The sequence below is a fragment of the Nocardia pseudovaccinii genome (assembly GCF_050942345.1).
GTDB classification, from domain to species: Bacteria; Actinomycetota; Actinomycetes; order Mycobacteriales; family Mycobacteriaceae; genus Nocardia; species Nocardia pseudovaccinii.
Window position 1 is genome coordinate 9,511,577 of record NZ_CP192074.1, and the last position, 23,367, is coordinate 9,534,943.

Annotated in this window: 20 protein-coding genes; 11 read left to right on the top strand and 9 right to left on the bottom strand. The window is 66.8% G+C overall.

What is annotated here, in order from left to right:
- Window positions 1-310: 310 nt before the first annotated feature.
- The 3 genes from ACQPZ2_RS42640 to ACQPZ2_RS42650 all read right to left on the bottom strand — a co-directional run bounded on the left by ACQPZ2_RS42640 (window position 311) and on the right by ACQPZ2_RS42650 (window position 3,687).
- Entirely contained in the window at window positions 311-910 is a 600-nt protein-coding gene (locus tag ACQPZ2_RS42640; RefSeq protein ID WP_354956604.1) for a TetR/AcrR family transcriptional regulator, read from the bottom strand.
- 250 nt (window positions 911-1,160) lie between these two features.
- Window positions 1,161-2,321, bottom strand: a complete 1,161-nt coding sequence (locus tag ACQPZ2_RS42645; protein ID WP_433523500.1) for a glycoside hydrolase family 3 N-terminal domain-containing protein — start codon at window positions 2,319-2,321, stop codon at window positions 1,161-1,163.
- A 37-nt stretch (window positions 2,322-2,358) separates the two neighbouring features.
- On the bottom strand, window positions 2,359-3,687 hold the full coding sequence (locus ACQPZ2_RS42650; protein ID WP_433523501.1) for an ADP-ribosylglycohydrolase family protein: 1,329 nt from the start codon (window positions 3,685-3,687) through the stop codon (window positions 2,359-2,361).
- A 148-nt stretch (window positions 3,688-3,835) separates the two neighbouring features.
- Between ACQPZ2_RS42650 and ACQPZ2_RS42655 the strand changes: the two genes are divergently transcribed.
- The 5 genes from ACQPZ2_RS42655 (at window position 3,836) to ACQPZ2_RS42675 (ending at window position 10,737) form a co-directional block, all read left to right on the top strand.
- Complete coding sequence (locus ACQPZ2_RS42655; protein WP_433523502.1) at window positions 3,836-4,315, top strand: universal stress protein; 480 nt, start codon at window positions 3,836-3,838, stop codon at window positions 4,313-4,315.
- Between the two features lie 57 nt (window positions 4,316-4,372).
- Window positions 4,373-5,464, top strand: coding sequence for an isochorismate synthase (locus ACQPZ2_RS42660; RefSeq protein ID WP_433523503.1), 1,092 nt, complete (start codon window positions 4,373-4,375; stop codon window positions 5,462-5,464).
- 114 nt (window positions 5,465-5,578) lie between these two features.
- The gene (locus tag ACQPZ2_RS42665) at window positions 5,579-5,746 is read left to right on the top strand and encodes a DUF2613 domain-containing protein (RefSeq protein WP_083898253.1); all 168 of its coding nucleotides are present in this window, start codon (window positions 5,579-5,581) and stop codon (window positions 5,744-5,746) included.
- Between the two features lie 59 nt (window positions 5,747-5,805).
- Window positions 5,806-10,218, top strand: a complete 4,413-nt coding sequence (locus ACQPZ2_RS42670) for an alpha-(1->3)-arabinofuranosyltransferase domain-containing protein (protein WP_433523504.1) — start codon at window positions 5,806-5,808, stop codon at window positions 10,216-10,218.
- A gap of 18 nt (window positions 10,219-10,236) precedes the next feature.
- Window positions 10,237-10,737 (top strand): DinB family protein, encoded by a 501-nt coding sequence (locus ACQPZ2_RS42675; protein ID WP_433523505.1) that lies wholly within the window; start codon window positions 10,237-10,239, stop codon window positions 10,735-10,737.
- 94 nt (window positions 10,738-10,831) lie between these two features.
- Here ACQPZ2_RS42675 and ACQPZ2_RS42680 read toward each other — a convergent pair whose 3' ends face one another.
- Entirely contained in the window at window positions 10,832-12,037 is a 1,206-nt protein-coding gene (locus tag ACQPZ2_RS42680) for an acyltransferase family protein (RefSeq protein WP_433523506.1), read from the bottom strand.
- 203 nt (window positions 12,038-12,240) lie between these two features.
- Between ACQPZ2_RS42680 and ACQPZ2_RS42685 the strand changes: the two genes are divergently transcribed.
- Window positions 12,241-13,338, top strand: coding sequence for a DUF3068 domain-containing protein (locus tag ACQPZ2_RS42685; protein ID WP_433523507.1), 1,098 nt, complete (start codon window positions 12,241-12,243; stop codon window positions 13,336-13,338).
- A gap of 69 nt (window positions 13,339-13,407) precedes the next feature.
- Here the strand turns inward: ACQPZ2_RS42685 and ACQPZ2_RS42690 are convergent, their stop codons facing one another.
- Window positions 13,408-13,773, bottom strand: a complete 366-nt coding sequence (locus ACQPZ2_RS42690; RefSeq protein ID WP_433523508.1) for a VOC family protein — start codon at window positions 13,771-13,773, stop codon at window positions 13,408-13,410.
- Between the two features lie 72 nt (window positions 13,774-13,845).
- Window positions 13,846-15,090: a polysaccharide biosynthesis protein gene (locus ACQPZ2_RS42695; protein ID WP_433527679.1), complete on the bottom strand. Its 1,245-nt coding sequence runs from the start codon at window positions 15,088-15,090 to the stop codon at window positions 13,846-13,848.
- A 174-nt stretch (window positions 15,091-15,264) separates the two neighbouring features.
- Here ACQPZ2_RS42695 and ACQPZ2_RS42700 point away from each other — a divergent pair, with 174 nt between their 5' ends.
- From ACQPZ2_RS42700 to ACQPZ2_RS42710, 3 genes are all read left to right on the top strand, one after another.
- Window positions 15,265-16,026 carry an alpha/beta fold hydrolase gene (locus ACQPZ2_RS42700; protein WP_433523509.1) on the top strand — a complete coding sequence of 254 codons (762 nt, stop codon included), beginning with the start codon at window positions 15,265-15,267 and terminating at the stop codon, window positions 16,024-16,026.
- A gap of 57 nt (window positions 16,027-16,083) precedes the next feature.
- Entirely contained in the window at window positions 16,084-16,551 is a 468-nt protein-coding gene (locus ACQPZ2_RS42705; protein ID WP_063046406.1) for a MarR family winged helix-turn-helix transcriptional regulator, read from the top strand.
- 82 nt (window positions 16,552-16,633) lie between these two features.
- Window positions 16,634-18,745: a hypothetical protein gene (locus ACQPZ2_RS42710; protein WP_433523510.1), complete on the top strand. Its 2,112-nt coding sequence runs from the start codon at window positions 16,634-16,636 to the stop codon at window positions 18,743-18,745.
- Window positions 18,746-18,924: 179 nt separating this feature from the next.
- Here the strand turns inward: ACQPZ2_RS42710 and ACQPZ2_RS42715 are convergent, their stop codons facing one another.
- Window positions 18,925-20,091 (bottom strand): glycosyltransferase family 4 protein, encoded by a 1,167-nt coding sequence (locus ACQPZ2_RS42715; RefSeq protein WP_063046408.1) that lies wholly within the window; start codon window positions 20,089-20,091, stop codon window positions 18,925-18,927.
- Between the two features lie 226 nt (window positions 20,092-20,317).
- Between ACQPZ2_RS42715 and ACQPZ2_RS42720 the strand changes: the two genes are divergently transcribed.
- A complete protein-coding gene (locus tag ACQPZ2_RS42720; protein ID WP_433527680.1) occupies window positions 20,318-21,100 on the top strand; it encodes a class I SAM-dependent methyltransferase in 783 nt (260 codons plus the stop codon).
- On the opposite strand, the gene ACQPZ2_RS42725 is transcribed toward ACQPZ2_RS42720, so the two are convergent.
- Window positions 21,097-21,399: a hypothetical protein gene (locus ACQPZ2_RS42725; protein ID WP_433523511.1), complete on the bottom strand. Its 303-nt coding sequence runs from the start codon at window positions 21,397-21,399 to the stop codon at window positions 21,097-21,099. The genes ACQPZ2_RS42720 and ACQPZ2_RS42725 overlap by 4 nt on opposite strands.
- A 208-nt stretch (window positions 21,400-21,607) precedes the next feature.
- On the opposite strand from ACQPZ2_RS42725, the gene ACQPZ2_RS42730 reads away from it, so the two are divergent.
- The gene (locus tag ACQPZ2_RS42730) at window positions 21,608-23,050 is read left to right on the top strand and encodes an aldehyde dehydrogenase (RefSeq protein ID WP_433523512.1); all 1,443 of its coding nucleotides are present in this window, start codon (window positions 21,608-21,610) and stop codon (window positions 23,048-23,050) included.
- On the opposite strand, the gene ACQPZ2_RS42735 is transcribed toward ACQPZ2_RS42730, so the two are convergent.
- Complete coding sequence (locus ACQPZ2_RS42735) at window positions 23,051-23,254, bottom strand: hypothetical protein (protein WP_433523513.1); 204 nt, start codon at window positions 23,252-23,254, stop codon at window positions 23,051-23,053.
- Window positions 23,255-23,367 lie beyond the last annotated feature (113 nt).

The following is a 23,367-nucleotide window of genomic DNA, read 5'->3' on the forward strand; positions in this document are numbered from 1 at the left end:
CCCCTGTGCCCGGACCCCACCACCCCAATACGCATATACAGCTGCGAATAGAGTTGCGCTGCTATGACAATGGCGCGCTGGGCAGCCGGCCACTACGGTCTTTCGAGAGTGCACTCCGGTACACCTACATGAACCCACACGCCCCAAAATCGGGGTGCGCCGCTACGGGCCAGAGCAGCCAAACCCACAGGGCTACTCGGGCACGTACTCCACCTTTGATCTACCGCACACCGGCTGTATGGGGCGTGCAGCTGGGACAAAGAGTGCGCGCACTCGGGGGCAGCGATTCGGCGCAATCCGCCCCGGGCAGCTACTCCGCCTTCTTGCGCCCCGCAAGACCGCGCCAGGCGAGGTCGTCCAAGAGGTCGACCGCCTCGGAGACCTCGATGCGGCCGCTGGCTACGCGGTCGGCGATGGCCTCGCCCGCACCGATGACGGCCACGGCGACAACGTCGAAGTTGGTGCCGGGTTCGGCGTGCTTGGCGCTGGATTCGAGCAGTTTGGCGGTCAGTTCGATGACGCGTTCGCGGGCGTTCTCGATTTCCGAGGCGAAGGCCTGCTGGCCGATCGCTTGGCGATAGAGCACCTGCCAGGAGTTGCGATTGCGGTCGACGAATCCGAGGAAACCCTCGAGCGCCGTGCGCACTTGTTCATGTGGGGACAGTTGCGGATTGCCCGCCGGTGCCACCGATTCGATGAAGCGCAGCCCCTCGCGCTGGATGCAGGCGCGGAACAATTCATCCTTGGAGCCGTAGTAGAGGTAGAGCATCGGCTTGGAGATTTTCGCCTCGGCGGCGATCGCGTCCATCGAGGTGTCGTGGAACCCCCTACGCGAGAAAACCTCGACCGCGGCGTCGAGCATCTGCTGCTCACGAACCGCCCGAGGAAGTCGCTTCGTTCCGCCCGCCATCACTCTCCTACCACATGGTGAAACTCTTATATTACTCCAAGGTAAGTTCGGCGGGTCGGATTGCGCGTTAGTAAGTTCGGCGAACTATCGGCACTCGGCTCCCATCCTTCGGACCGCGATGTCCTTGGATTCGCAGGCGCAGCTGTTCAGCTGTCCAGCAGAGGAATACTACGGGTGTACGGCGATAAGGCGGCTGTACAACATACGACAGCCACCAGCGACTGCTTGCGGGTCGCTGGAAAGGCCACCGTCAGCAGGACTGCAGCGCGCCCTTGAATCGAGCCATCCGCAGCACCGAGGCGTCGACCCGCTCGGTGGACAAGCGCCCACTCGATACCGCCTGCTCGAGGCGATCCAGCACCTGCGGCACCGCATCGGTGGTGATCCACAGGGCATTGTCGGCACCGGCGATCAGCGCCGCCTCGACCGCGTCCTCGATGCTCATCCGGCTCGTGATGGCGGCCATGCCGCCGAGGTCGTCGGTGAAGATCGGACCCTGGAACGGCGCCGCGCCGTAGCCGGTGCCGTCGCGCAGCAGCGCCATGGCCTCCGGACTGATGCTGGCGGGGACATCGGGGGTGGTCAGGCCGGGTACGTCGAGGTGGCCGACCATGGCGGCGGCGCCGGAGTCGACCAGATTGCGGAACGGCACGAGATCGACACTCTGCAACTGCGTCAACGGCGGGGTGCGGACGGCGCCGGTGTGCGAATCGCCCGATCCGGAGCCGTGGCCAGGGAAGTGCTTCATCACCGTGCCGACGCCGACCTCGTTCATGGCGCGGATGTAAGCGCCGGCGTATTCGGTGACCACCGCGGGATCGTCGGAGAAGGACCGGTCACCGATGACGGAGTCGTCGGGCTGACTGCTCACATCGACGTCCGGGGCGAAGTCCACCGTGACGCCCAGATCCTTCAGGGCGCGGCCGCGGGTCACGGTGGCGTCGTGGAACTGATCGGCGGTCATGGTCTGCGCGGTCACCCGGGCCGACGGGGCGACGCCGATCAGATCCTTGGCCCGGGAGACGCGGCCGCCCTCCTCATCGATGGTCACCATCAGCGGCACCTTGGCGGCGGCCTTGACCTGTTTGATCAGGCCGTCGCCCAGCAGCGACTTATCGGTCCAGCCGCCGACGAAAATGCCGCCGACCTGCGAATTGCGCACCACATTCGTGGCGTCGTCGGCGCCGGTGACACCGACCGTCAGCAGTTGCCCCAGTTTCTCGCGCAGGGTGAGTTTCGCGAGGTAGTCGGCACCGCAGTCACGTTTGGCGGTGGTGGCGGCGGGAGCCGCGGAACCGGCCGTCACGGCGGGAATCGCGGATTTCGACGGCGCGGGACTGGAGTCGCCGTTCGAGCACGCCGTCGCGACGGCGGCGAGGATTGCGAGCAGAACGAGAGGCGTCTTCCGCATAAGCCCACGGTAATCGGCGTGCTCCGGACGGTCCGACTCAGGTATGGCTAGCGGCCACTCGCAGCGTCCGGCGGGCCAGGTCGGAGATTCGGCTGCCGTCGTGGCCGAAGACCGCGCTGTGCAGTCGGTCGTGGAACGGATCGGTCCAGTGGGTCGGGATTCCGCTGGCACCGGCGCGGATTCCGGCGACCGACCCCGCCGTCGCGCCATTGGAGTCGGTATCGCAGCCGCCCTGCACGGTCAGCGCGATGGTGCGGGTGAAATCGCCTGCGCCCCAGAGTAAACCGGCGGTGACGAGGCAGGCGTTCGGAATGGCGTGCACCCAGTTGTAGTGATCGTGGCGGCGGTGGATGACTTCGAGGGCCCGCTCCCATGACATGCCGCGGTCATGGTCCGCGATCACTTCGGCAACCGCGACGTGCAACCTCGAACGGTCCGGAATGCATTGCTGGGCAACCGAAAGCGCATCCGGTACGCCTTCGGCAGTGAAAGCCGCAGCTACCAATGCGGCAGCCCACATCGCCGCGTACACACCGTTGCCGGTATGCGAAAGCCCGGCATCGCGGGCGGCGAGCTCGGCGGCGCGCGCGGGTTTACCCGGGTTGACGTAACCGTAGATATCCGCGCGGATCATCGCACCTATCCACTCGCGGTACGGATTTCGATACCCGGCCACTTCCGGCGGTTTCCGACCGGCGATCAGATTGCGGTAAGCGACCCGCTCCGCGGTGTAGGTCTGCAGAAATGGCAGATGTTCCAACCAGGCATCCGCGACATCGGATTGCGTGAAATTCGTTCCGCATGTTTCCAATAGGTGCAATCCCAGCACGGTGTAATCGACATCGTCATCACGCGGTGCACCGTCGATGCGGCCTTTAGCCGATACCGGCCACGTCGGATTCAACGGATATTCCGGCGACGGCGGCAATAATGCGGGGACATAGTCGATCAGCGGATAGGCATCGGCACGCTCGAGATAGGCGCGGATTCGCGCAGGCGTCCAGACGAATCCGTTTTCCAGCGGCTTGCCCAGCGTGCAGCCGACGCAGCGCCCGAGCCAACCGCCGTGGATCCGCTCGAACAACTCGGGTATCGGCGCGACCGGCCGGATCACCGACTGCGGTGCCTCGGTTTCGGATTCGTCATAACGCCAGTCGGGATCGCGTTCGGTGCTTTCGAGCCGATCGAAAACCGCCCAGCATTCGGCCGGTTCGACATGATCTACGGCGACGAGCGCGCGCACCTCGGACTCGAACTCGGCCACCGGATAGCCCGATTCGAGCCGCTGCCGCCATTCATAGAACAGCAGGGTCCGGGGGTCGATCTCGTGCCTGCCGAAGAACACCAGTTCGTTCGCATCGGACATATCCGCTCCTGGTCCGTGTCGCCCAGTCGGTTTTTTCGCCGTTCAATCCGTTCCCGCAGCAGATTATCCGCGCGCCGCAATACCTCGTGACGGGGTTGTCGGGAGTAATGTTGTGACGTAGCCAAATGACTCCTACCTGGAGGTCATCGTGCCGTGCGATCTCATGCTCATTGCCTATGACGGTTCCGAAAATGCCAAGCGGGCCATCGAATACGCCGGACGGTTCCTCGCGGCGAACAGAGCGGTGGTGCTCACCGCCTGGGAACCCATGGTGCGCCAGGCCGCTCGGCTGTCCGGACTCTCCGGTGTGATGCAGCCGGAATGGGTGCCCGACGAGGAGATCGAGGACGTCGCCTATGTCGATGCCCGCAATATCAATATCGAGGGCGTCCGCCTGGCCAAACTCGCCGGTCTCAACGCCGAGGCGCGCACCGCGGAGTGCACATCGACGATCTGGAACGCCATCGTCGAAACCGCCGACGACCTCGACGTCGACATCATCGTGGCAGGGACGCGCGGCGCCACCGGTATTCGAGCGCTGATGCACAGCAGCGTCGCCGACGCCGTACTCAAGCATTGCCACCGTCCGGTGCTCATGGTGCCGCCGGGTAAGGAACCGCGCCGCTGAGATTTGGATCGCTCGGGTGGCTCTGCTCCGGGTTTGCGGGGTTAGGGTCGAGGGATCATGAACGGTTTCTTGCTCGCTCAGCCCGGTGGGGTGATCCGCGCGTCGGGGACCCGGGTCACCTTCGACGAGGCGGCGCGGGCGGTGGCGGCGCTGCGGGACGGGACCGCCGAGCTGATCGTCGGCGCCCTGCCGTTCGATCCCCGGAATTCGGCCGCGCTTTGCGTGCCCGAGCAGGCACAGCGCACGGTCGGGCCATGGCGGCCAGCGGCACTGCCGGACCTTCCCGCCGTTCGGGTCATCACCGAAATACCAAGTCCGGCAGAGCATGTCGCGCGGGTGACGAAACTGGTCGAGCAACTGAACGATCCGGCGCAGCCGCTGCGCAAGGTCGTGGCCGCTCGATCGGTGCTGGCCGAAGCCGACCGCGCGCTGGAACCGGAGCTGGTCGCGGGACATCTGCTGACCAGGCATCCGCATGCGAATGTTTTCGCGGTCGACCTGACGGCCGCGGGCCGCCCGGGTGCGACGCTGGTCGGCGCCACCCCGGAGGTACTGGTCGCACGGCATGGCGCGACCGTCACGCTGCATCCGCTCGCGGGGACATCGCCGCGCCTCGCCGATCCGGACGACGATGCCGCGCAGGCGCGAGAGTTGTTGGCCAGCACCAAGAATCGTGATGAGCATGCGTTCGTCATCGAGTGGATTCGGGAGGTGCTCGCGCCGGTCTGCGCGGAACTCACCATTCCGGACAGCCCGCAGCTGATCAATACCCACGAGGTCTGGCATCTGGCCACTCCGATCACCGGTCGCCTACGCGATCCCGCGACGACCGCGCTAGACCTGGCGATCCGCTTGCACCCCACCCCCGCGGTCTGTGGCACGCCGACCGATCTCGCCCTCGACACCATCGCGCACATAGAAGAGGAACGCGGCTTCTACGGCGGCGCGGTCGGCTGGTGCGACGCGTACGGCGACGGCGAATGGGTGGTCGCGATTCGCAGCGCGGAAATCGCCGCCGACGGGCGCTCGATCCGTGCCTTCGCGGGCGGCGGCATCGTGGCCGCTTCGGATCCGCACGCCGAGTTGGACGAGACCACCGCCAAACTGCGCACATTGCTCGGCAGTTTGCACTGCGCCATCCCGAGCTGAGCGACCCGCGCTCGCTATTCGATTCAGCTATCAATGGCCTGAACGTAGGTGATCGCGCGCGGCCCTGCTAGGTTGGCCCAGAATGTGCCTGCATCGATGTATTGGAGTGCCGCGATGAAGTTTGCTGTCCCTGGTGTTGCGAGTGCGGTCGCGGGCGCCGTATTGGGCGTGATCGCGGTATTCGTCATCACGATGGCAGTGCAGCAGAACACGCGGCCCGATATCGAGCGCTCCGACTCCACCTCCTCGCTACTCAACAACGTTGAGTACGGCAGCCGCTGATTCCCAGCGGCGCGAACGATAGGCCCGCAGGCGGCAGCCTGCGTAACCACGGAGGGCCGGTGAGCGCCGCAGATTCGACACAGCCTGCTGTTTCGTCTACCGACTCGTTCGGTTCCTCCGGCGCGGCGCGGCGACACGACAGCGCCCCGCTCGGCAGAGGCTGGTTCGTCGGGACCGTGGTCGCGGCGTTCCTGCTCACCTTTCTCCAGGCGCCCGGCCTGACGGTCGCCGACACCAAATACGACCTGGCGCAGAATCCGCTGGGTTTCCTCGAACGCGCCGCCCACCTGTGGAGCAGTCAGGCCCCGATGGGGCAGGTGCAGAACCAGGCCTACGGATATTTCTTCCCCCACGGCGCGTTCTTCTCGGCCGGGCATGTACTCGGTCTGCCCGCCTGGGTGACCCAGCGGATCTGGTGGGCGTTGCTGCTGCTCGCCGGGTTCTGGGGCATCGTGCGGCTCTGCGAAGCGCTCGGCATCGGCGCACGCGGATCGCGGATCGTGGCGGCTGCGGCATTCGCACTGTCACCGCGGGTGCTGACCACGCTCGGTTCGATCTCCTCGGAGACGCTGCCGATGGTGCTCGCGCCGTGGGTGCTGCTCGCGCCCGCCGCGCTGGGCACCGCCTACCGGAACCGGCGCGGCGGTGCGGCCTCGCCCGCAGGTAGTGCGCTGGCCTTGGCATTGATGGGTGCGGTCAATGCGGTGGCGACGGTCGCCGCATTTCTGCCCGCGTTGCTGTGGTGGGCGTCGTATCGACCGAACCGGAGGTGGTGGCGGTTCACCCGGGCCTGGATTCCGCTGCTTGTGCTGGCCACATTCTGGTGGGCGGTGCCGTTGCTGTTGCTCGGCAAGGTGAGTCCGCCGTTCCTGGACTACATCGAATCGTCAGGGGTGACCACGCAGTGGGCCTCGCTCGGTGAAGTGCTGCGCGGCACCGACAGTTGGACACCGTTCGTCTCCCCAGAGCGGATCGCGGGCGCGGTGCTGGTGACCCAGCCCGCCGCCGTGCTGGCCACCGGACTGCTCGCGGCGGCGGGTATGGCCGGATTGGCGATGCGGTCCATGCCGTATCGCGGGCGGCTCGCGCTGATTCTGCTGGTCGGGCTGGTCGGGATCTGTGCCGGATTTGTCGGTGAACTGAGCGGGCCGTTCGCGGATTCGGTGCGAGTATTCCTGGATGCCGGAGGTGCGCCGCTGCGCAATGTGCACAAGCTGGAACCGCTGATCCGCATTCCGTTGGTGCTCGGTCTCGCTCATATGTTGAGCAAGGTGCCGTTGCCCGCGTCCGTCCCGATGCCGGTGTGGCGCAGCGCCTTCGCACATCCCGAACGCGATAGGTCGGTCGCCGTCGCCGCCTTGATCCTCACCGCGCTCGCGCTGTCCACCTCATTGGCCTGGACCGCGAAGCTCGCGCCGCGCGGCGCCTACGACGAAGTGCCCGGGTACTGGAAGCAGACGGCGCAGTGGTTGTCCCACAATGCCTCCGATACCCGAGCGCTGGTCGTGCCCGGCGCACCCTTCGGCAGTCAGGTGTGGGGCCTCACCCGCGACGAACCGCTGCAGGCGCTCGCGAGTACGCCGTGGGCTATCCGGGATGCGGTGCCGCTGAATCCGCCGGGCACCATCCGCGCCATGGATTCGGTGCAGCGGTTGATCGCCGACGGTAGGCCGTCGACCGGTCTCGCTGCGACGCTGGCCGAGCAGGGCATCGGAATTCTGGTGTTGCGCAACGATCTCGATCCGGAGACGTCGCGTTCGACCCGGCCGATGCTGGCGCATCAGGCGATCGACGGGTCGCCAGGGATACGCAAGGTGGCCGAATTCGGCAACCCGATCGAGACTGTCAGACCCGATGGTCTGGTCGCCGATGGTGATCTGCGCCCCGCGTATCGGGCGGTCGAGATCTATCGCGTCGAGGCATCACCGGTGGGCATGCCGATCGAGATTCAGAGCGGCACAGGCGCGCCGACATCATTCCCCGGTGCCTACACGGTGCCCATGACCTCGGTCGGGACGGTTCAGGGCGGGCCGGAAGTGCTCGAACGGTTGCGTCGCGATCCCGGAACCGCGCCGACACTTCTCGCATCCGATGCGGCGGCGGCCGGATTGCCGATCGGGCCGTTGACGGTGACGGATACGCCGATGGACCGGGAAGCCGACTTCGGTCGGGTCGACAATCACAATTCGGCGCTGCGCGCTCCCGACGATGCGCGCCGCACGCACAACCTTGTGCCCGACTATGCCGTTCCCGGTGCGGAATTGGTGCGCGGGGAATGGTCCGGTGCGACGGTCACCGCATCGAGTTCCGCCGCTGACGCCACGCAGTTGGGCGGCTCCGCGCCGGGCAGTTCGACGGCCGCGGTTGTCGACGGTGATCCGTCGACCGCGTGGATCAGCAATGGCGCCGAACACGCACTGGGACAATGGCTTCGGCTCGATCTCGACCATCCGATCAGCTCCGGACTGCTCGAGCTGACCACCAGCGCGGCCGCGATCGGCGATCCGGTGAAGTGGGTCGAGGTGCGGACCGCCAACGGGAGTGTGTCCGCGCGCATTCCCGAACCTGGTATGCCGGTTTCTATTTCGCTGCCTGCGGGCAAGACGGGCTGGCTCACCATCACTGCCATCCGTACCGAGGACGGTACGCGCGGTGGGCAATTCGGAATCAGCGAGCTGACTCTGGACGACTACACCGACCGGAGTGCGCCGGTGCGGGTCGATATTCGGCATCGGACCGTGCTGCCGCCCACCCCGGCGGGCGCGCAGGTGCGGGCCTGGGATCTCGGTCAGGAATTTCCCGGGCGCAGTGCGTGTTTCGATGCGCCGGACCGGGTGCGGTGCAGCAAGGGACTCGCCCTGGCACCGGAGGAACCCGGCGCCTTCGAACGCACCTTGTCGGTACCAGAACCAGTCGGTGTGACGCCGCAGTTGACCGTGCGGACTCGACAGGGTCCAGCACTCGAGGCACTGCTCACCGACCACACGCGTCCCGTCGCCCGCGGTAAGGCAGACGTCGGCGACCTCCGTGGGTCCGCCTTCGCGGCCACCGATGGGGATCCGCGTACGAGTTGGACCGCGCCGGAGGATTCGGTGCGGAATCTGGCGGGCGGCAAACCGACACTCACACTGGAATTGCCCGAACCCGCGCTGGTGACAGGGTTGGACGTGACACCGTCGCTCGGCGAGCTGCCCGCCGCACCGCTTTCGATAGTCGTGAATCTCGGCAACGGCCCACAGGTTCGCGAGATCGAACCGGGCGAATCGACCCGAGTCTCATTGCAGCCCACCGTGACCGACCGCATCGAACTGAGCATCCAGACCTGGCGGCCGGTACTCGACCGCACCGCCCTCGGGTTCGCCCAGACGCAGCCGCCCGGTCTCGCCGAGGTAGCGGTACTCGGTCCCGATTACCCTGCGCCCGCTCCGGGGGATCGGCTGATCACCGTCCCGTGTGCGCAGGGGCCGACGATTGCATTCGGTGGACGATTCGTGCATACGTCCGTCACCGCGACTGCTGATGAATTGCGCTCTGGTGCACCGGTTCCCGCTCGTGTTTGCGCGGATTCGGAACTTCCGCCCGAGTTGGCGAACACCGGGAATGCCCGCCCCGCACCCGGAAATGGCCCGAGTACAGCTCGCACACCGGATGCGGCCGACACCGGTCTCGAGTCCACCGACACGATCGCGTTGGCCGCGGGGCGAGCGGACGTGACGGTCGCACCGACGGATCTCTTCTTCGTCGACCGACTTCGCCTCAACCGCACCGATTTCGCCGTTGCGCCCACTGCGACATCGGGACAGCTCCTCGTCCTGCCGCTCAGTACCAATGTCGGTTGGCAGGCGCGCACCGCCGACGGCAAAGAACTCGAGCCGGTCGTGGTCAACGGCTGGCAGCAAGGCTGGCTGCTCCCGGACAACTACTCGAATCCCGTCACTGTCTCATTCCCCATCGACCGCTGGTACCGCCTCAGCATCTTCGGCGGCCTGCTGCTGCTCATCCCGCTGATCCTGATCGCCATCCCCCGCAAGCGCCGGATCCCGGCAACCGTTGGCCCGGAGCCGAATTCACCCGCGGGCACAGACGCCTCTCGGAATCCGCCTGGCAAGCGCAGCCGTGCCGACTCCAACGTGCACGCAGCCGACGACGCGTCACCCCCGACCACCTGGGGTAGTCGCGTTCTCGGCGCGCTCGGAATCGCTGCTGTCGCAACAGTCATCGCCGGGCCGGTCGGCACCGCACTGACCGTTGTCACGCTCGCCGCCGCTCGGTTCTCCGCACGGGTGACGCCGAAAGTCCTCACCGCCGTCGCGGGCCTGGGCACCGCCACCGCGGCGGCAGCCTTGTCCACCGGACCATGGCGCGCCGCAGGCGGATACATGGGCGGCTCGCTGTGGGTGCAAGTACCCGCACTGCTCGCCGTGATCGCCGTCGGCATCGCCGCTCTGCCCGCCCGACGTGAGCATCGTTGAGGGCATAGCCTCGAACAGGTGACGGACTGCGCAGAGTGCGGATTCGAGTACGACCCTGCCTTGGTTCCCGAGGTGTCGGCGCTGACCAGGGGCCACGCAGCGGAATACGCGGCACTGCTCGCCGGTGACGGTCGGGTACTTCGGCAGCGCACCGCGCCGGATGTGTGGTCGCCGTTGGAGTATGCCTGCCATGTGCGGGATGTCCTGCTCGCACAACGGGAACGGGTGTTGCTCGCGCGCCGGGTCGATACTCCCGTGCTCGAGCCGATGGGTCGCGATGAACGCGTCGAGCACGACGGGTACAACGAGCAGCATCCGGCCGATGTCGCCCGGCAACTCGACGATGCGGCCCTGCTCTTCGCCAACGTCCTCGATCGGCTGGCACGCGCGGACTGGGACCGGACCATCATCTACAACTTCCCGCAGCGCCTGGAACGTCCACTGCGTTGGCTCGCCCTGCACACGCTGCACGAGCTCCGGCACCATCTGCTCGACATCCGCCGCCAGCTCGACAGCTGATCACAACCGCCCGATCTCGCGACGCCGAGTCCTGCGGCCACCAGCTCACAGTCTCCGGGCGTCGGCAATTCACTCGCCGCAGGCCCGAATCCGCTCAGCCAACCGTCTCGTCACGCGCTTCTGTCACGGTCGCAGCCGAGCGCGCGGCCTTCGCACGATCGCGATCACGCGCGAACCGGCGCGCCGGTTCCTCGATGAGTGCATAGCTGGCCGCGGCGATCGGGAGGGTGATCGCGATCGTCAGGATGAGCACCTTGCCGAAGTTGCCGCCGAACGGCAGGATTCCGAAAATCGGGAACACTACCGAGAGCACCGCGAGATGCCAGAGGAAGATGCCGTAGGACCAGCGCCCGATCATCGCGGCGACCCCGGATTCCAACCAGCGATGCGGACGCGCGCCGGGCGGGCGCAACACCAGCGGAGCGAGCAGCGCGAAACCGATGATCGCGCCGAAACCCATCTTCGCCGCGTACTGCCAGGGCTCGGCCCGCGTCAGCCCGGCGGGACCGCCCAGGTCGGTGGCGGAGATCAGGAATGCGACCAGCGCGATGCTCCACATCACCGGCTGATTGGCGAGCAGCCGAAGCCGTGGTGATAGCTGATCCCTATCGTCGACGAGTTCGGCGAGCAACATGCCGCCCGCGAACCACGGCAGATATCCGGGCAGCCAATTATCGGCGTGAATGGCGTCGGGAGTCGGCACCGGAATGAAGTTCCAGCCCAGGCTCACCACCGCGAGCGCGAGAATCGCGGGGATGCGCCAGCGCGCGGCATCGCCACGCAACCGCACCGCCGCGAATGCCAGCAGCGGCAGCGCGAGATAGAAGGCCACTTCGACGGACAGACTCCACATCTGGGTGAGTCCATCGGTGAGCGTGAGCGGCACGAATACCTGCGTCAACGCCAGATTCGAAGCCCATACCCGCAGGCCTGCGGTATCGGCCGCACTCGGCACCAGGATCAGTACCGCGGCGACGACCACCCAATACGCGGGCAGAATGCGCGCCGCCCGATGCCGCAAATAATGGCCGACCGGCGGCGCGGTGCCCAGTCCGCGCGCGAGCGCCGCATGCGGACGCCACAGCAGGAATCCGGACAGCGCGAAGAACACCGCGACCGCCATATCGAACCGTTCCCAAATCCGCCCGAGCACAGGCGTATTCGCGGCGCCGGTCTGGAATGCGACGTGCGTCAGCAGCACACCGAGTGCGGCCATGCCGCGCATACCTTCCAAGGCAGGCACGAAACCGCGGGTACGCGCGGGTGCGTCGGTGGTCGGAGCGGAAAGAGTGGCGGTCATCGGACTCCAGTCTGCAGGATGTCCTACCAGCTGGTAACCCCACGTTTCAGATTTCGCGCTAGACTCGGGCGATTTCTGGGTCGAATCCGGCCTCGGCACCGCATGGTACGACATCGGGCTGTTAGTGTCGGGGCTCACGAGTGCAGCGGCGCGCCCGCAGTACTCGCCGGACAGACCTGTGTTCTACGACGAGGAGAGTTTGCATGGCACTGAGTGCCGGAACCAGAAGGACGGTGGCCTGCCTGCTCGTGGGTCTGGGTGCGTTGCTGATCGTCGCCGCGGTGATGATCCCGACCTACACCGTCAGCAAACTGGCGAAAACTCCACTCGATCTCGAGATCACCACGATCGCGACGAACCAGCCGGGCGAGGACAGCCTGGTCCTGGACGCCAAGTCGCTCACCGCACCGGAGGGCGCGGCCAAGATCGACACAAACGTACCGCTGATCTCGCAGCGGTTCCTCACCGTCGAGGAGCCCTCCGACGCCACCGAGATGACCGTCCAGGCCGGTCAGACCCTGCGGCGCATCGATAAGCAGGGCGACACCGGCCTGCTCACCGCGACCGTCGACCGGGTCACCATCGACCGCAAGACCGGCGCGCCGGTGGCCAAGGACCCCAACGGCTCCATCGCCGTCACGGTGAACAAGGACATGCAGAGCATCGCCGACCCGGTCCAGCACACCGGTCTGCAGTACCGCTTCCCGATCGGCACCGAGAAGAAGACCTACCCGTACTTCGATGTCAATGCGCGTAAGTCCTACGACGCCAAGTTCATCGAAGAGTCCGAGATCAACGACATGAAGGTCTACCACTTCCAGATGTCGGTCCCGGCCACCAACTTGTGGGACGTGATCCAGTCGCCGTCCAACAAGCTGAGCCTGCCCGCCTCGAAGTGGGGCCTCGAGGGCGATGACCCGGTCACCATGACCCGCTTCTACACCGACACCCGCGACCTGTGGGTCGAGCCGCAGACCGGCACCGTGATCAAGGGTGGCGAGCAGATCCACCTGTACTACGCGCGCAGCGGCGACCACCCGGACGTCACCGCGCTGAAGTCGCACCTCGTCTTCGACGAGAACACCATCGAATCGCAGATCTCGGTGGCCAAGGAGAACATCGACAAGCTGTCGCTGTATGGCCGGATCATGCCGATCGTGCTCGGTGTGCTCGGCGTCGCCGCCGTGGTCGGCGGTGTGTTCCTCGGGATCCGCGGCGGGGACGGTGCGGGTCGGCGTGGGCCGGGTCGCGGCAGGGATGATGCTCCGACCGAGCAGATCAGGATCCAGAAGAATCTCTGATCGTCAGTCCGACCACTCGGCTCCCCGGCGTTATGCCGGGGAGCCGAGTTCGTTTTCGCGTAGGTCGATTCAGGGCGCGGACGGACCCAGCGGATAGGCAACGGGATGCGACGGCTGATACAGCAGCAGCACTCCCGCGCCGGGAATCTTCATCTCGATACAGCGCCCGAAACCCCGCTCGGCGATCTCACCCACGAATTCCGCCCCACGCCCGCCCAATTCCGCCATCGTCTGCTCGAGGTCATCGCACATCAACGAAATCTCGTGACGCGGCGGCCCATCCGCCGGATGCACCCCGAGCTCACTCGGCCCCGTCCCGAATATGAGCCACCCGTCGTGGGCGTCGACATTCGGCCAGCCGAGAACGTCACGGAAGAAGGCGCGGGCCGCGTCCGGATCCTCCGCGTAAACCAGCGTGTGCACAGCGGTGATCATGCTGGTGATGCTAGGCGAGTCGACGGCTCTACGACGCGCGTATGGTCGGCCCGGCGCTCGGCTAGCGCGTGATCAGCTGGATGCGCCCGGCGGTCCGGCGGTCCCGGAGCGGTCGGCGGTACGCAACACGATCACCGCCACGAGCGTTGTGGTAGCGGCCGCGACACAGACCGCGGTGGTGATCAGCGTCGGTACCGAGCGGGCGAAGCAGGCCATGAGGACCACCTCGACCAGCAGGCCGAGCCAGGTCACCGCGGCGAGGGCGGTGCGGTCCACCGCGATCGCCGAAAGCAGTGCACCCTGCAGCACCGCCAGTACGGCTCCCTGTAGGGCGAACAACCACAGCAAGCCTTGGATCGGCGCGTAATCCTGACCCGCGAACAATGGCGCGAGCGGTGCCGCCAGGGCAGCGCCCGATACCGCCACGATTCCGATGCCCGACAGCACCGCCAGTGCATCCCGGATCGCACGCGCCGAATGCGTCGGCTGCGCCATCCGCGGATACAGCACGACTCCCACGGCCTGCGGCAGCCAGAACGCGATCTTCGCCGCGATCGCCCCCAGCGCGTACCGGCTCGCATCCGCCTCGGCCAAAACTATTCGCGCAACGATCAAATCCGCCGACGACAATGCCATCAACGCCGCCTGCACCTGCGCCGCCCGCAAGACCGGCAGCACTCCGACGGAACGCACACCCTGAGCTGTGAATCCGGGCATCGGTCCTTCGGCGCCAGCGCCTTCGGAGGTAACGTCCGGCGACCGTTCCGTCGCGGGGGCGACAGCGGGGCGAGTGCGTACCGGGGGCGAGCCTGCGGTGGAGCGGGCGAACGCGGCGGCGACGACGATTCCCGCAGCGGCGGCACACAGTGCGGGAGCTGTGCCGCCACCCGCCGCGAGGACCACCAATGCCGGGACCACCCGCGCTACCCCGGCCGCGCCCAGGACTACGGCCAGGGCTCGGAAGCGTCTGCTGCCCTGCAGGATTCCCTGTTCACCGGACAGCAGGACCAAGGCGGGGGCCGCACCGAGGGCGGCTGCACCGGCGAGTACGCCGACATTCAGTACCGCCGTCACAACCGGTACCAGCACCGCGGCGGCTACCGCGACGATCACCGCACACCGCCACTGCAACCCGCGCAGTGCGGCCACGCTCGACCCGCGCACCAGTTCCCTGGCAACCACGTTCTGGAGTGCAAGGGCAGGTACCGCGCACAAGAGCTGCACCGCGAGCAGACTGGCGAATTCGCTGTATCCGGTGACCCCCAACCACCGGCTGGCCAGCATCTGCAGCAGATATCCCGCCACATTGGCCGTCATCGCCCCTGCCGTGACCAACGTCAGATCCGCCACAACGGGGAGACGACGGACAGCGGGCACGCGGCAATCGTCCCACCCCACCACCCCGCGCCCCGCACGCGCCCACCATCTGAATCGCCGTGACCTGCATCACTATTTAGATTACACGACATGTATGTCGTGTAATCTAAATGCGTGACCGAACCGACTCTCGTCCTTGTTCCCTGCTTCTCCGGCGCCCCGTGGGATATCGAGCAACTCACGCCACTGGCCGCCCATCCCATGCGCACAATGCGGCTCCCCGAAGCCGTCGCCGATATGGAGACCTATGCCGATGCCGTGGCCGAAGTGGTCGGGGATCTGCAGGAGTTCGTACTGATCGGCGATTCCTTCGGCGCGAATGTCGCGCTCGCGCTGGCCGTCCGCCGACCGCGCGGCCTGAAAGGCCTGGTGTTGTCGGGCGGATTCGCCGCCAATCCGATCTCTTCGCCCGTTCTGAAAACCGCGATGCGCGCCATGGGGCGGATGCGCGGCAGTCTCTACCGTCAGGTGGCCCTGCGCGCTCACGCCCACAATCTGGCCTCGCCGCATGATCACGAGGGGCAGGTCCCGTGGAACAAGGCCGACAGCCGGAACCTGTTCCTGGACAACACCCCCGCCCGATCCTTCGGCGCCCGGGCGATCGCGGCGCTGAACGCCGACTACACCGGCGAACTCGGGCAGGTGGCGGTGCCCACGCTCATCCTCACGCCCTCGCATGACGTCTTGATCGGCGAAGCGGCGGCGACGGTGCTACAGGAGGGCATCCCGGACGCCAGGGAAGTCGTCCTGGAACGCACCGGCCACATGTTCCGCTTCTCCCACCCGCACACCTACGCGAACGCCATCGCCGCGTTCCTACGTGACGAGGAGCTCAGCAGCGGGCTGCCGCGCGTCAGCCCGTTACACGACATCTAAAGTGGTAGCCCATGACGTCCACCCGCTCATTCGACGGCGCTCGGCAGGTGCGAACCCGTGCGGCCGGCTGAGGAACTGCGCTATCTCATCCTCGCCATTCAGCGGGAGGGCAACCGAAAACTGTCGTCCGAGTTACGACCACTGGGACTGACTCCATCCCAGGCCGAGGTCCTGCGCGTACTTGCCGACCATCAGCCGCTGACCTTGGCCGGGCTCGGCGACCTGCTGGTTTGCGAGACCGGTGGCAGCCCGAGCCGACTTGTCGACCGACTCGTCGCTATGGACCTGATCGATAAGCAGGCCGGGTCCGTCGACCGACGCCAGATCACCCTCGGCCTCACATCCGCCGGACGCCGGCTCGCCGCGGAGGTGGCGCTGGTGGAAGAGCGCTTGTACGGCGCGATCGACACGGCGACCACGGGACGACCCGTGGACGAGACGCTGCAACTGTTGCGCGGCTTCGCCGCCGACTTTCCCGCGGTGCGGGCGGTCGAACGTCGGGCGGCTCTGCAAGAACGGCATTGAGTCGCCTGGCAGGTGATGCCCATGACAGGCACTCGGTACCGGAAGGTGGCGGCTTGCTCGCCGGTACGTAAGGTGCACAGGCGTGAGTGGCAGCGGCCCGGCTCGACGCACCCGGTGGGCAAGGTTCGTCCCCGCCGGTTACAGCGGCCTGCTGGCACTGCTCATCGCAGGCCCATTGCTCGGGCCGGGCTATCTGCTGCTGCGCGACGCAGTGAGCACACCGCGTTCCTACCTGACGGACTCCGCGCTCGGTCTCGGCGACGCGGCCCCACGCGCAGTCCCCCAGGATGCGCTGCTGGCAGCGCTCGCACCGCTCATCGACGGCGGTTCGATCGTCAAGGCGATACTGCTAGTCGCATTGTGGGCAGCCGGATTCGGCGCCGCGGTCCTGTCCCGCGAATTGCTCCGGGTATCGACCGGCCCCCAACTGGTGGCCGTCACGGTCGCCATGTGGAACCCATACGTCGCCGAACGTCTCCTACAAGGCCACTGGAGCCTCCTGACCGGATATGCGGCCCTGCCCTGGACCGCATTGGCCGCGTACCGAATCCGCTGTTCGATCAACCCAGACCCCAGGAAGCCGCCACTCGAGACGCTGAGCCGAAGCGGAAAGTCCGCTTCGCGCACGAGTGCCGTGAGTTCGTGGGCGGCTCTGGCGGGATGCTTCGCGGCCGCGGGACTGACCCCGACGGGTGCGCTGCTGGCGGGCTGCACCGCGATGGTCCTGGTCGGACGCCGAAATCTACTTGGAACGCTTGCACTGCTGCTGGCCACGTCCGCACCCTGGTTGACCGCGACGGCACTGTCCGGCGCAGGCTCCGAACCCTCCGACCCCGCAGGAATCGCCGCCTTCGCCGCCCGCGCCGAACCCGCCCTCGGTACCTTCGGCTCGCTGGCCGGACTCGGCGGAATATGGAACGCCGACTCGGTCCCCGGCTCCCGCACCACCCCCCTCGCCCTGATCGCCACCGCACTACTCCTGGCCCTCGTAGCCCTCGGCATCCGCGCCACCGCGGGTATCGAGACGGGCACTACGAACGGCCGTACCGCTCGTCAGTCCACCCCTTCGACGAGCACTTCACTTGCCGATGAATCCGACACCGCCACAACCCATCCGCCAGCTTCTGCTGCCGAAATGTCCGGCGATTCCGCAATCTCCCCTCTCCAAGCCGATGACGTCGAATCCGGCACAGGCGACGCGGGTTCGAATCGCGAGGCGGCCGAGACATCCGGCGCCAGCGCGACTCCCGTAGGCGACGCCACGAATTCGACGCACCCCGATGCCGCGACAATCGCCACTCGCGGCATCGATCGGGAGAGCTTGCGAGTCCGTCGCGCATTGCTGCTACTTGCGGCTCTTGCCGTCCTACTGCCCGCATTGGGGGCGACGTCCTGGGGCATGAGCGGCATGGAGTGGCTTGTCGGTCATGTGCCCGGTGCGGGGTTGTTGCGGGATACGCAGAAGTATGTGGCGCTAGCCATGCCTGCGTACGTGCTGTGCGCCGCCGCTGGGTGTCGAGCGGTCGTGCTGCGCTTCGCAGCGAAGAGTGCCGCGACGAAGGAGGCCGCCCGCTCGCCCTGGATGGCCTTGACCGCAACGGTATTCATCGCGCTGCTGGTGCTGCCATTATTCGATTTGGCCTGGGGAGTGGGTGGGGCGCTGAAGCCGGTGCATTATCCGGTCGGCTGGCTGCGGGTTGCGGAACGGATCGATGGGCCTGGGGATGTTGCGGTCTTGCCCGGCGGAATGTTTCGGAAGTTCCCGTACAGCGGCAAAGTGGCGGTATTGGATCCGGCGCCACGAATGTTGCCGCGCGATGTGTTGCAGACCGGCGAGCTTCCGGTGCACGGGCGCATCGTGGCCGGTGAGGGCACCCGGGCCCGGGAGGTGGAAACCGCACTGCTGCACGGTGATTCGGCGCGGCGGTTGGGTGAGCTCGGGGTCGGCTGGGTCCTCGTCGAACGCACCACGCCCGGACCGCTCGGCGAGTCGAAAACAACACTCGCCCAGCTGGACCCGGTCTACGCCGACTCCCAACTGGCGCTGTACCGAGTTCCCGACGCCACCGGCCATTTCGAAGAATCACAGTCCGCGCACCGCGTGATCGCCTACGCCGCCCACATCCTCTGGGCCGCCCTACTGGTCGGTGGCCTGCTGCTCGCGGCCATATTGCGCCCACGCCCAACCACGTGAAAACCGTTGACGGCCCACATACCCGACCGACCATTGCGCGGTACTGCCTGGATATGCGATTGCGGTAGGACCGCAGCCGAGCTGGCGCACTACGCACCGGCTCTGCGGGGTTCGGATACGCAGGCCACGACATCCGCCCGCGCACGTCACCGACAAATCGCTCGCGCGAGCGCGGTCGATCAGGGTCCAGGCGGGATAAGCCCCGAGCTGTGCTCACCTCGAGCCGCGGCCGCGAGCACCTCGTACACACCGTTCCCGGTTTGCTCCCAAGAGAATTCACGCGCACGGGCACGCGCCTTCTCCCCCATGACAGCGCGCGCCTCGGTGTCGTCGACGAGCTCACCGACGGACTCGGAGAGCTGGCTCACATCGTCGACGAGCACCCCGGTCACCCCGTCGACAATGGAATCGGTGAGTCCGCGTGAACTGCGGTAGCCGATCGTCGGTACACCGTGTTGCGCCGCCTCGATGACCGCGAGGCCCCAGCCCTCCTTGCGCGAGGGCAGCACGTGTACCCAAGCGCGCGCGAGCAATTCGTGTTTGCGCCGCTCGTCGACGTGGCCGTGGAAGGTGACCGCGTCGGCGATGCCGAGGTGGCGGGCGTCGGCCTTCAGGTTGTCCGCCCACCAGCCGTCGCCGATCACATCGAGTCGCAGGCCGGGAATCCGACTCCGTAGTCGCGCGACAACCGCCAGCGCGTCTTCGATCTGCTTGTGCGGCACCAACCGCGAGAGCACCACGATGCGCGGCTCTTCGGTGCGGGTCTCCGCACAGCCGGTCGGCGCGTCCACTGGAACGGGTTCGGCGCCGTTGCGGACCACCGCGATCCGGGAACCGTCCACCCCCAGCGTGGCCAGTTCCTCGGCCGAGGGCAGCGAAACGGTCAGGTATTGGTTGTGCCGATGCACCCGCGGCGAGAGCCGCGATTCGATCCACCAGCCGATCCGCCCGACGAACCGTCCGGCGACCGGCCATTGCTCCCGATGCCCGTGATGCACCAGCACCACCGACGGCGCCTTGGTCGCCGCACCCGCGAAGAACGGGATCCCGTTCTGCGTATCGATCACCGCATCGGGCCGCAGCCCCCGCAGCGGCCCGATGCCGAGTCGCCCGAACGCGATCGCGGCCAGCGCCCGTGGATAGACGGAGAACCGCCCGCCCGCCCGGCTGATATCGATGCCGTCGATCCGCTCCCGCTTCGGTGCGCCCGGATAACGCGCGGTGCGCAGCGTTACCTTGACCCCGCGCGCGGCGAGCTGCGCGCCGACCTGTTCCAGGTATCGTTCGCTGCCGCCGCCCTGCGGGTGCCCGGTGTCACGCCAGCACAGCAGGAGGACTTCGCGCACGGTGGAGCTTCTCTCGGTCAGCAGGTCACGGATATCGCCGTACACCCTAACCCGCGCACCCGCCCGACCAGCCTCCACCGCGCCCTTACCAGCGATCGCGCACCGCATGAACAACAACCGACGCCCGCGAGAATTCCCAGTCCAGGTGGGCGGCACTGCGGCGGGTTGCCCGCACTATGCGAGACTCTGCGCCGTGCCGACTGCTGAAACCGAGCCAGCCGAGGCCGTGGCGACGCATGCCCCACGGCGCGGACGAGCCGTGTCCCGGTTCGCGCGGCGGGCGACCTTGCGGCGGTCGCTGCGGCTGCTCGGCAGTTTCCGATTCGAGCAGACCGATCCCGCACTGTTCTACGGCGGTCTGGCCGCCGACAGCGCGGCGATGCTCGGCGATTTCTACACAGATGTCACCGGACACGGCCTCGATGGCGCGACCATCCTGGATGTCGGTGGCGGCCCCGGCTACTTCGCCGACGAATTCGTCAAGACGGGTGCGCGCTACATCCCCGTCGAGCCCGACCCATCGGAGATGCACGCCGCCGGACTCTCGGTAGCGGGCGCGGTCCGCGGGTCCGGGATGGCACTGCCGTTCCGGGACAACGCGGTCGACATCTGCTTCTCCTCGAATGTCGCCGAGCATGTGCCGCAGCCGTGGGTCATGGCTGACGAAATGGTCCGCGTGACCCGTCCAGGCGGCTTGATCGTGCTCTCGTACACGGTGTGGCACGGCCCGTTCGGCGGCCACGAAACAGGGCCGTGGCACTACCTAGGTGGCGAGTACGCCGCGCGCCGATACCGTCGAAAGACCGGCCGGGAACCGAAGAACCGCTTCGGCAAGTCACTGTTCGCGGTCGGCGCCGCCGACGGGTTGCGTTGGGCGGCAAGCACTTCCGCAGATGTGCGCATCGTTTTCCCCCGCTACCACCCGCGTTGGGCCTGGTGGATGGTTCGCGTACCCGTGTTGCGAGAGTTACTGGTGAGCAATCTGGTGGTAGTGGCCACCAAGCCCTAGCGCTTCTCCAGCCAGCCCCGGCGCCAGCTCCTGCGCCCGCACGCGTTGATCGTGGCCGCCCATGGCGACTCCTGAATGGCCAAACCGACCGTCTCCAGGGTGGTCAGACCGACCTGATCAGCCAGCATTCCGACGACGGCGACCGCCTCGGCGGCCTGCATCGCGGCGGTTGCCTGCTCGATGGTCAGCGTCCGGCCCGGTAGGAAGGAAACTACCCACCCACCTGCGCCGACACTTTTAGCTTGATGCTCGGTCTGGTCGCTGGTCATCAGCGACCGACCGATCACTTGCACCGCCATGACTCTGACTCCCCAATTGCGTAATCGGTTCATGAATCGAGCGAGCTGATCAGTAGCTACAGCATGACCGGTGCAGCAACAGAACGCAATAGTGCGTTCTCTGAAAAGCGAACCGACAGGTTGGAATTCGCGCAGTTCAGACCGCTGGCCGAATGGAAAACTGGAACACGTTACAGACAATCGGGCCACAAAACTGTAACGTGTTCTCATGCATTACGACAGCCTGTTCATCGGCGGCCGCTGGACCGCGCCCGCCGCCACCGAGCGCCTCCAGGTCATCTCGCCCGCGACGGTCGAGCCGGTGGGCAGCGTCCCGGTGGTCGGTCGCGCCGACGTCGACGCCGCCGTAGCCGCCGCCCGGCACGCCTTCGACAACGGTCCGTGGCCGTCCACACCGCCCGCGGAGCGCGCCCAGGTGCTGACGCGTGCCGCGCGCCTGATCGAGGAGCGTTCGGCCGATCTGCTGGCCACGCTCACCGCGGAAATGGGCGCACCGCAGATGATCGCGATGACGCTCAACCAGATTCCGGCAGTGGCCGCGCTCGACGCGTACGCCGGACTGGCCGAGTCCTTCCCCTGGAACGAAACCCGCACCGGCCTGTTCGGTACCGCGCGGGTCTCGCGGGAACCGCGCGGTGTGGTCGCGGCCGTCACGGCCTGGAATGTCCCGCTGTTCCTCGCCGCCAATAAGCTGGCGCCCGCATTGCTCGCCGGATGCACGGTGGTGCTCAAGCCCGCGCCGCTGACTCCGTTGACCGCCAACAAGATCGGGGAAATCTTCACCGAGGCGGGCCTGCCCGAGGGCGTGCTGTCGATCCTGCCCGCCGAGGCGGATGCCGCGGAGTACCTGGTCTCGCATCCGGGCGTCGACAAGGTCACCTTCACTGGCAGCACCGCGGTCGGTCGCAAGATCGGCGCCATTGCGACCGGACAGCTCAAGAGTGTCTCGCTCGAGCTCGGCGGCAAATCGGCGGCAATCCTGTTGCCGGATATGGATATCGCCAATATCCCGGTGCTCGCCTTCTCCGGTCTGATGAACAGCGGCCAGGGTTGCGTCGCGCAGACCCGCATTCTCGCGCCGCGCAGCCGCTACGACGAGATCCTCGACGCGCTGGTCGAGCACGTGCAGACGCTGAAGACCGGCGATCCCACCGATCCGGCGACGACCTTCGGCCCACTGATCTCCGAACGTCAGCGCGACCGTGTCGAGGGCTATATAGCAAAGGGGAAGGAGGAGGGCGCGCGACTGGTGCTCGGCGGCGGCCGCCCGGCAAATGTGGACCGCGGCTGGTTCGTCGAGCCGACCATCTTCGCCGATGTCGACAACAAGTCGACGATCGCGCAGGAGGAGATTTTCGGCCCGGTCCTGTCGGTCATCCCATACGAGACCGAGGACGAAGCAGTGGCCATCGCGAACGATTCCGTATACGGCCTGGCCGGCTCGGTCTGGACCGCCGATATCGAGCACGGCGCGGAAATCGCGGCGCGGGTGCGTACCGGAACATACGCGATCAATTGGTACGCATTCGACCCGAGCTCGCCGTTCGGCGGTTACAAGAACTCCGGCCTCGGCCGGGAGAACGGACCAGAGGGTCTGGATGCATTCTGCGAGCAGAAGTCCCTGCTGATGCCGATGGGATGGACGGGGTAGTCAAACCCCTGGCATGACCACCCGGACTACCGGCTGACGGCCCGGTGCGTCGACGATGCTCGGCGCACCGGCGTCGACGATTTCGACCTGCCAACCCGACGGCAGCGCATCCTGCAAACGTCCGACAGCGCGCCGCAGCGGTGTGCTCGCGGTCGCCGGCTCGATCTGCGGCACCGCCAGCGGGCCGATTTCCAGATCGGTCATGTTCCAACCACCTCTCGTGCGTTGATCTCATCGCTGGCCGCAAGGTGCGGATTCGCGAGTCGAAAGGGAAGTAGTTCAGTCGATCTAAGTCATGCAGTTAATGATTAGCAATC